Here is a 6,273-nt window from a genome sequence, read left to right as displayed (position 1 = left end):
AGTGACGGCGTCCGCTGGCTCTCCGGTGAAGTTGCTTTCCTCCACCCAGCCAGGGCCAGGATTTTCCGCCACAGCCTCATCGAAACTCGGCGTGATGGTGATCCTATTAAGAGGCTCCTGATACTTTTTTACTCGGCCAGCCCACTGACTGTTCGCGCAGAGAATGAGTTGCCCGAGCGAGTTTCGCTCCCTTTTATGTGGCACAGGTCGAGATTTGGCGTAAAGCGAGCGCCGCAGGTGGATAAAGATGGTGTCGAGATCAAGGAACTTGAGAGATGCGTCTGGAATTCCCCGGCGGAGTAGCGAGACCAGCTCGCCCGTGAACACAGTGAAGCCATTACCGTCGTTTGCCATGGCGGCCTGCGTCTCCCCAGCGGAAGCTATGAGGTAGGTTCCCTCGATGAGCGCCTCTTCCGCTATGGAGTAACTAGGGTCAGCCATGACTCCGAGGGCGCTGGCTGCGTAACAGCAGTCAAGAATTACGATGCGTCTATTTGCAGCCGAGGAGAGAAGGGCTTCGCGGATCTCGTTGTAGTCTGTCGACGTGTAGGTAGCGCCTGCGCGAGAGGTTGTTCGAGTGAGTCTGAGTTCTCCGCGAACTTCGCCTCGCAGTCCATGGCCTGCGTAGTAGACGAGCAAAGTGTCGGTGGCCTCTTGGGCAGCCTGAAAAATGGGGTCGACTAGTTCTTCCGGCGTCCTTGGGTCGTATACTGTGACGCAATGTTCGGCAGGCAGGTTCCAGGAATCTTCGCCACTCAGAATCCGGCGAAGCTCTGACACATTCTTCTTGACGGTTGGAAGGTCAGGCAGGGATGCATAGCGGCCCACCCCAATGAGGACCGCACGAGACTCGCGAGGATCCGGAAGGGCCACGATACCTGTTACTCCTCGCCGAGCGCCTGAACAATGCGTTGGACGGCTTCAATGTCATTGCCCTCAATGACTACCCGCCCATTATCACGTTCAATAGTGACGGTAGGTTTCCTGGTTCGAGTTTGCCTCCACGTCACATAACTGAGGGCGAACGTTGCAGTTTGCCAAAAATTGTCAGTAATTAGCTGGATTGTTTCTAGTCCGCCAAGCCCCATTTCATCTTGGTTTGGCGGCTCAGATTCAAAGGTAATTTTCGCGTGACGACGGATGTCCGGCGTCTCCAGCAACCATGATCGGAGCGAACGTAGTTCCTCGTCCGCCCCGGCGCCGTCCATACTGATACGGATCATGCAGTTTCCCCCTCCAGTCGCGTATCCACGACGTAGCTCAGCTTAGGTGACGCGCCGTCACGGCAAGGAGAGTTGGGTGGCATCGCGCGGGGGCCCAACCGCCCCAGCCGCGACGTACCCCTTCTCTGGGGTCGCGCGACTGATTTGCCGTGTGCATGCCAAGCGCCGGCCGGGCTGCAGCGGGGCAGAGACTGGAGCGCAGGCCCGGCCGAGGGCTGGGCCGCGCTCGGTGAGCGGAGCGAGCCCCCTTGAACCAATGAAGAGACTTGTAACTCAGTTGCTGTAAGGGCACTAAGACGTCGTTTCCTCTGGTGCCCTTGCGGTTATCGTGCCTGGTTGTAGCCCTCCATTGGGGCTGGGCCAGGGGCTGGGGGATCGTGGACGAGACGTTTGACGCCGTTGGGGAGGCGCTGTGTTGCGCCGCGGCCATCCGGCTGGGCGGAGCTATGCAGGTGTTGGCGGAGCGAGCCGGCCTGTTCGACCGCTACAGCCTGATCATGGCGGGAGTGACGAACATCGTGGCGTTTCTTGACGGCCGAGAACTCGACGACGACCTGCTCGGCTCTGCGTTTGCCGAGAGTTGGTCGCTGGACGCCAGGTATCCGGCAGGGTTCGCGGGGCATGGCTTCGTCAGAGGCTGGACCTCTGTGGTGTTCGCCGTAGTGGTGCTGACGAAGCCAAGGCAGCAGGACATCGTGGCATCGCAGGGGTTGGACCTGGCGTCGAAGGCGGTGGCAGCTTGGCCGTCCGCCATCCGTATCGGCTCCTTCGACAGCCTCGTCCGCTTCGAGCTGGCTTGCCAGCAGGATGCGGAAGGCCGGCTCCGGAAGAACGGCCTGCCTGCTCTGTGGAAACTGGCGGAAGTTCAGTCGAAGCAGTACCGCCAAGCGGCAGAACGGCTCGTCGGATAGTCGGCACCTCAGCTGGTGAGTCTTCGGTAGCCGATGAGGGTTGCGGCTATGCCGACGAAGGCGAGGAAGTGTTCCGACTTCCGCTCGTAGCGGCGGTGCAGGCGTCGGCAGCCGGCCAACCAGGACACGGTCCTCTCAACCACCCAGCGGTGACGGCCGAGCCGCTTGGACACCAACCGCTCCACCAGATCCGTCATGCACGGCTCAACGAGCGATCACGCCATCAGAAACGATGTCTAAAGCAACCGGGCCGTCGCTTGATCTGCCAGGAACCTCATGACGGCCGGATCGGTCGACGCTTCCCCAAACCGCTCAGGCTCTCATGAGGAGCCGCGCGGCCCGCTAGACCCACTCCACCTCGGAATGGACCCCCTCACAGCCCTCAGGCCCCGGCAGTGGCGTTCTAGGGGTGTCCCGGGCAACCCGCCGCGCCTTCACGCGCCCGAGCGAACCGAGCGCTGCGGCCACCTCATCCTCCGTGGCGTCAGCCACAGCCTCAGCGATCCGCCGCAGCGCCTCACTCATGTCAGTGCTCGTGTCCGCTGGTCGCAGCGTCCTTCTTGACCGTCAGCGGCAGCAGCTTCTTGCCGCTGTTGCTCAGTTGTGGCCATGTGTCGAACTGGGGACACACCCCGCAATCGAAGCAAGGGGTCCAGCGGCAGTCCTCGACCTCGGTCTCGTCGAGGGAGTCCTGCCAGTCCTCCCAGAGCCAGTCCTTGTCCAGGCCGGAGTCGAGGTGGTCCCAGGGGAGGACCTCCTCGTAGGTGCGCTCCCGCGTGGTGTACCAGTCGACGTCGACGCCGAACGGGGCCAGCGCCTTGTCGGCCGAGCGCATCCAGCGGTCGTAGGAGAAGTGCTCGCGCCAGCCGTCGAAGCGGCCGCCGTCCTCGTAGACGGCGCGGATGACGGCGCCGATGCGGCGGTCGCCGCGGGAGAGGAGGCCCTCGACGATGCCGGGCTTGCCGTCGTGGTAGCGGAAGCCGATGGAGCGGCCGTACTTCTTGTCGCCGCGGATCTTGTCGCGGAGCTTGGTGAGGCGGGCGTCCGTCTCCTCCGCCGACAGCTGCGGCGCCCACTGGAACGGGGTGTGCGGCTTGGGGACGAAGCCGCCGATCGACACCGTGCAGCGGATGTCGTTCTGGCCGGAGACCTTGCGGCCCTCGGCGATCACGTTCATCGCCATGTCGGCGATCTGCAGGACGTCCTCGTCGGTCTCGGTCGGCAGGCCGCACATGAAGTACAGCTTGACCTGGCGCCAGCCGTTGCCGTAGGCGGTGGAGACGGTCCGGATCAGGTCCTCCTCCGAGACCATCTTGTTGATGACCTTGCGCATGCGCTCGCTGCCGCCCTCGGGGGCGAAGGTCAGGCCCGAGCGGCGGCCGTTGCGGGTGAGTTCGTTGGCCAGGTCGACGTTGAAGGCGTCCACGCGGGTCGAGGGGAGGGACAGGCCGATCTTGTCCTCCTCGTAGCGGTCCGCGAGTCCCTTGGCGACCTCGCCGATCTCGCTGTGGTCCGCGGACGACAGCGACAGCAGGCCGACCTCCTCGAAGCCGGTCGCCTTCAGGCCCTTCTCGACCATCTCGCCGATGCCCGTGATGGACCGCTCGCGCACCGGGCGGGTGATCATGCCGGCCTGGCAGAAGCGGCAGCCGCGGGTGCAGCCGCGGAAGATCTCGACCGACATGCGCTCGTGCACGGTCTCCGCGAGCGGGACGAGGGGCTGCTTGGGGTAGGGCCACTCGTCGAGGTCCATGACCGTGTGCTTGGACACCCGCCACGGGACGCCCGACCTGTTGGGGACGACGCGGGCGATACGGCCGTCCGCGAGGTACTCGACGTCGTAGAACGCGGGGACGTAGACCGAGCCGGTCCTCGCGAGGCGGAAGAGGACCTCCTCGCGGCCGCCCGGGCGGCCCTCGGCCTTCCAGGCCCGGATGATCGCCGTCATGTCGAGCACGGCCTGCTCGCCGTCACCGATGATCGCCGCGTCGATGAAGTCCGCGATCGGCTCGGGGTTGAAGGCCGCGTGGCCGCCGGCCAGGACGATCGGGTCGTCGAGCGTGCGGTTCGCCGACTCCAGCGGGATGCCCGCCAGGTCGAGCGCGGTCAGCATGTTGGTGTAGCCGAGCTCGGTCGAGAAGGACAGGCCGAACACGTCGAACGCCTTCACCGGGCGGTGGCTGTCGACGGTGAACTGCGGGACGGCGTGCTCCCGCATCAGCGCCTCCAGGTCCGGCCACACGCTGTAGGTGCGCTCGGCGAGGACGCCCTGCTGTTCGTTCAGCACCTCGTAGAGGATCATGACGCCCTGGTTGGGCAGTCCGACCTCGTACGCGTCGGGGTACATGAGCGCCCAGCGGACGTCGGAGGACTCCCACGGCTTGACCGTGGAGTTGAGCTCCCCACCGACGTACTGAATCGGCTTCTGCACATGCGGGAGCAGAGCTTCGAGCTGCGGGAAAACCGACGCAGCGACTTCGGCAGGCATCTCGCGACCTTCGTGAGCTGGACTGAACGGACAGGGGTGACCATCCAGCCTAACGCGAACGCGCCGGCTCCCCGGACCGTCAGAGGTCCGTCCCGTCCGTGATGGCCTGCCACGCCCCGGGCAGCGCGGCCTCCACGGCGGCCGCGCGCCGCTCCTCACGGCCGTACAGCAGCCCGTAGGTGAAGGAGCTCTCGCCCGCCGCGTGCGCGACCGCGGAGAGTTCGCGCAGCGTCCGGCGCGCCATCACGCTGTCCTGGTGCTCGCCGAGCAGGCTCTGGAGCGATTTCATGTCCTTGGCCAGGGCCGACGCCGTGGCGCCGAGGGCGGGCGCGGCGGCCTCCGCCGCGTACCGGGTGCGCTTGGCCTGCTTGCGGGCTTCGTGCACGGCGAGGTCACGGTCCTGTCCCGGGGGCAGGGCGACGGCCTCGGTGACGAGTCCGGAGAGCTTCTCGAAGTCCTTCCGTACGACCTTGGCGATCACCTTGGCGGGTTTCCCCGCAGCCGCCGGCAGCAGTGGCGGCCCGGCGATCAGGCTGTCCAGCGCGTCGAGCAGGGCCAGGTACCGCGCGGAGTCCAGGACGCCGACCAGCCGTCGGCGCGAACCGCCGCGCCGGGTGTTCGCCCAGGTCAGCAACCGGGCGGTGACGGGGCCGGAGACCAGCGGGGCGGGCGCCTCGGCGAGGGCCGCCGTCAGCCGCGCGGTCAGCACCTCCCGGTCCCGGTCCACGCCGAGTTCTCCGGCCAGCCACTTCAGCTCGACGCCGATCGGAGCGGTGACCGCGCGGTCGAGGACCTTGCCGTACGAGCGCAGCGCGCTGCGCGTCCGCCGGGTGGCGACCCGCATCCGGTGCACGGAGTCCTCCTCTTCCCGCCGGACGGCCGGGTCGAGTGCGACGACGGCGTCGCGCTGGGCGCGGACGTACGCGAGGACGTGGTCGCCGGCCGTCACGAGCTCCCCCGCCGGCCGCTGCCGGCGGTGCTTCCTGCCGCCGCGCGGTGCGGTCTCCGTGAGCGCCCGCGCGAGTTTCGACGCGGACTTCGACGGCTGTACGCCCGCCCCGCGCAGCCGCTTCTCCACCGCGTCGAGGAAGGCCGGGTCGCCGTTGTCGGCGAGTTCCACCTCGATCTCGGTCCACTGGGCGGTGCCGCCGCTCCCGGTGAGCCGTTCGGCGTGCACGGCGTCGACGCTCACCTCGGCGAGCAGCCGGCCGGCCACGTCCACGAGGTCCCGTACGTCCCGCTCGGAGCGCAGCCGGACCACGGGCACCAGTTGGGCGCCGCGCACCCGGGAGCGGACGAGGCCGGCGAGTTCAGGGGGGACGGTGTCGGAGAGCGGCGCCCGGAACTCGTCGCGCACGCCCGGTGCGACGGGGAGTTTCAGGTGCCAGCCCGCGTCGGACCCGCCGGTGCGGCGGCGCAGTGTGATCGAGGCGGCGGCGAGGCGTTCGTCGGCGGTGTCGTGGTAGGTGGCGTCCAGGCGGGCGACCCCCTTGTCGACGACGGTCGCGACCCCGGCGACGCCGGTCAGGTCGGGCAGTCCGCTGTCGTCGGACTCGTACTTGCGCTCGATCTCACGCTTGGTGTCCAGCATGACCCGAAGATAGTGGCCGGGGGGTGGTCAGGGCAGAGGGCGGTGTCGGGCGGGTGAGCC

General features: G+C 67.1%; 5 protein-coding genes and 1 pseudogene. 1 reads left to right on the top strand and 5 read right to left on the bottom strand.

Features of this window, described 5'->3' with window-relative positions:
- Both AC07AZ_RS20510 and AC07AZ_RS20505 read right to left on the bottom strand, forming a co-directional pair.
- Window positions 1-873 (bottom strand): caspase family protein (locus tag AC07AZ_RS20510; RefSeq protein WP_478849683.1); only part of this gene is annotated, 873 nt, incomplete at its 3' end.
- 8 nt (window positions 874-881) lie between these two features.
- A complete protein-coding gene (locus AC07AZ_RS20505; RefSeq protein ID WP_478849681.1) occupies window positions 882-1,223 on the bottom strand; it encodes an effector-associated constant component EACC1 in 342 nt (113 codons plus the stop codon).
- 377 nt (window positions 1,224-1,600) lie between these two features.
- Between AC07AZ_RS20505 and AC07AZ_RS20500 the strand changes: the two genes are divergently transcribed.
- The gene (locus AC07AZ_RS20500; RefSeq protein ID WP_478849679.1) at window positions 1,601-2,134 is read left to right on the top strand and encodes a hypothetical protein; all 534 of its coding nucleotides are present in this window, start codon (window positions 1,601-1,603) and stop codon (window positions 2,132-2,134) included.
- Between the two features lie 8 nt (window positions 2,135-2,142).
- On the opposite strand, the pseudogene AC07AZ_RS20495 reads toward AC07AZ_RS20500, so the two are convergent.
- From AC07AZ_RS20495 to AC07AZ_RS20485, 3 genes and pseudogenes are all read right to left on the bottom strand, one after another.
- Window positions 2,143-2,304 (bottom strand): annotated as a pseudogene (locus AC07AZ_RS20495) (transposase); the annotation flags it as partial.
- Between the two features lie 356 nt (window positions 2,305-2,660).
- Window positions 2,661-4,622 carry a TIGR03960 family B12-binding radical SAM protein gene (locus tag AC07AZ_RS20490; protein ID WP_478849677.1) on the bottom strand — a complete coding sequence of 654 codons (1,962 nt, stop codon included), beginning with the start codon at window positions 4,620-4,622 and terminating at the stop codon, window positions 2,661-2,663.
- Window positions 4,623-4,701: 79 nt separating this feature from the next.
- Complete coding sequence (locus AC07AZ_RS20485; RefSeq protein WP_478849675.1) at window positions 4,702-6,213, bottom strand: CYTH and CHAD domain-containing protein; 1,512 nt, start codon at window positions 6,211-6,213, stop codon at window positions 4,702-4,704.
- Window positions 6,214-6,273: the final 60 nt, after the last annotated feature.

The organism is Streptomyces sp. NPDC043878 (genome assembly GCF_056435735.1).
Note: the sequence above shows the minus strand (reverse complement) of the source record. Positions and strands in the feature narration are given on the sequence as shown.

Bases quoted from the DNA above. Each gene is read 5' to 3' on its own strand.
- AC07AZ_RS20505 (WP_478849681.1), bottom strand. From the start codon at position 1,223: ATGATCCGTATCAGTATGGACGGCGCCGGGGCGGACGAGGAACTACGT.
- AC07AZ_RS20490 (WP_478849677.1), bottom strand. From the start codon at position 4,622: ATGCCTGCCGAAGTCGCTGCGTCGGTTTTCCCGCAGCTCGAAGCTCTG.
- AC07AZ_RS20485 (WP_478849675.1), bottom strand. From the start codon at position 6,213: ATGCTGGACACCAAGCGTGAGATCGAGCGCAAGTACGAGTCCGACGAC.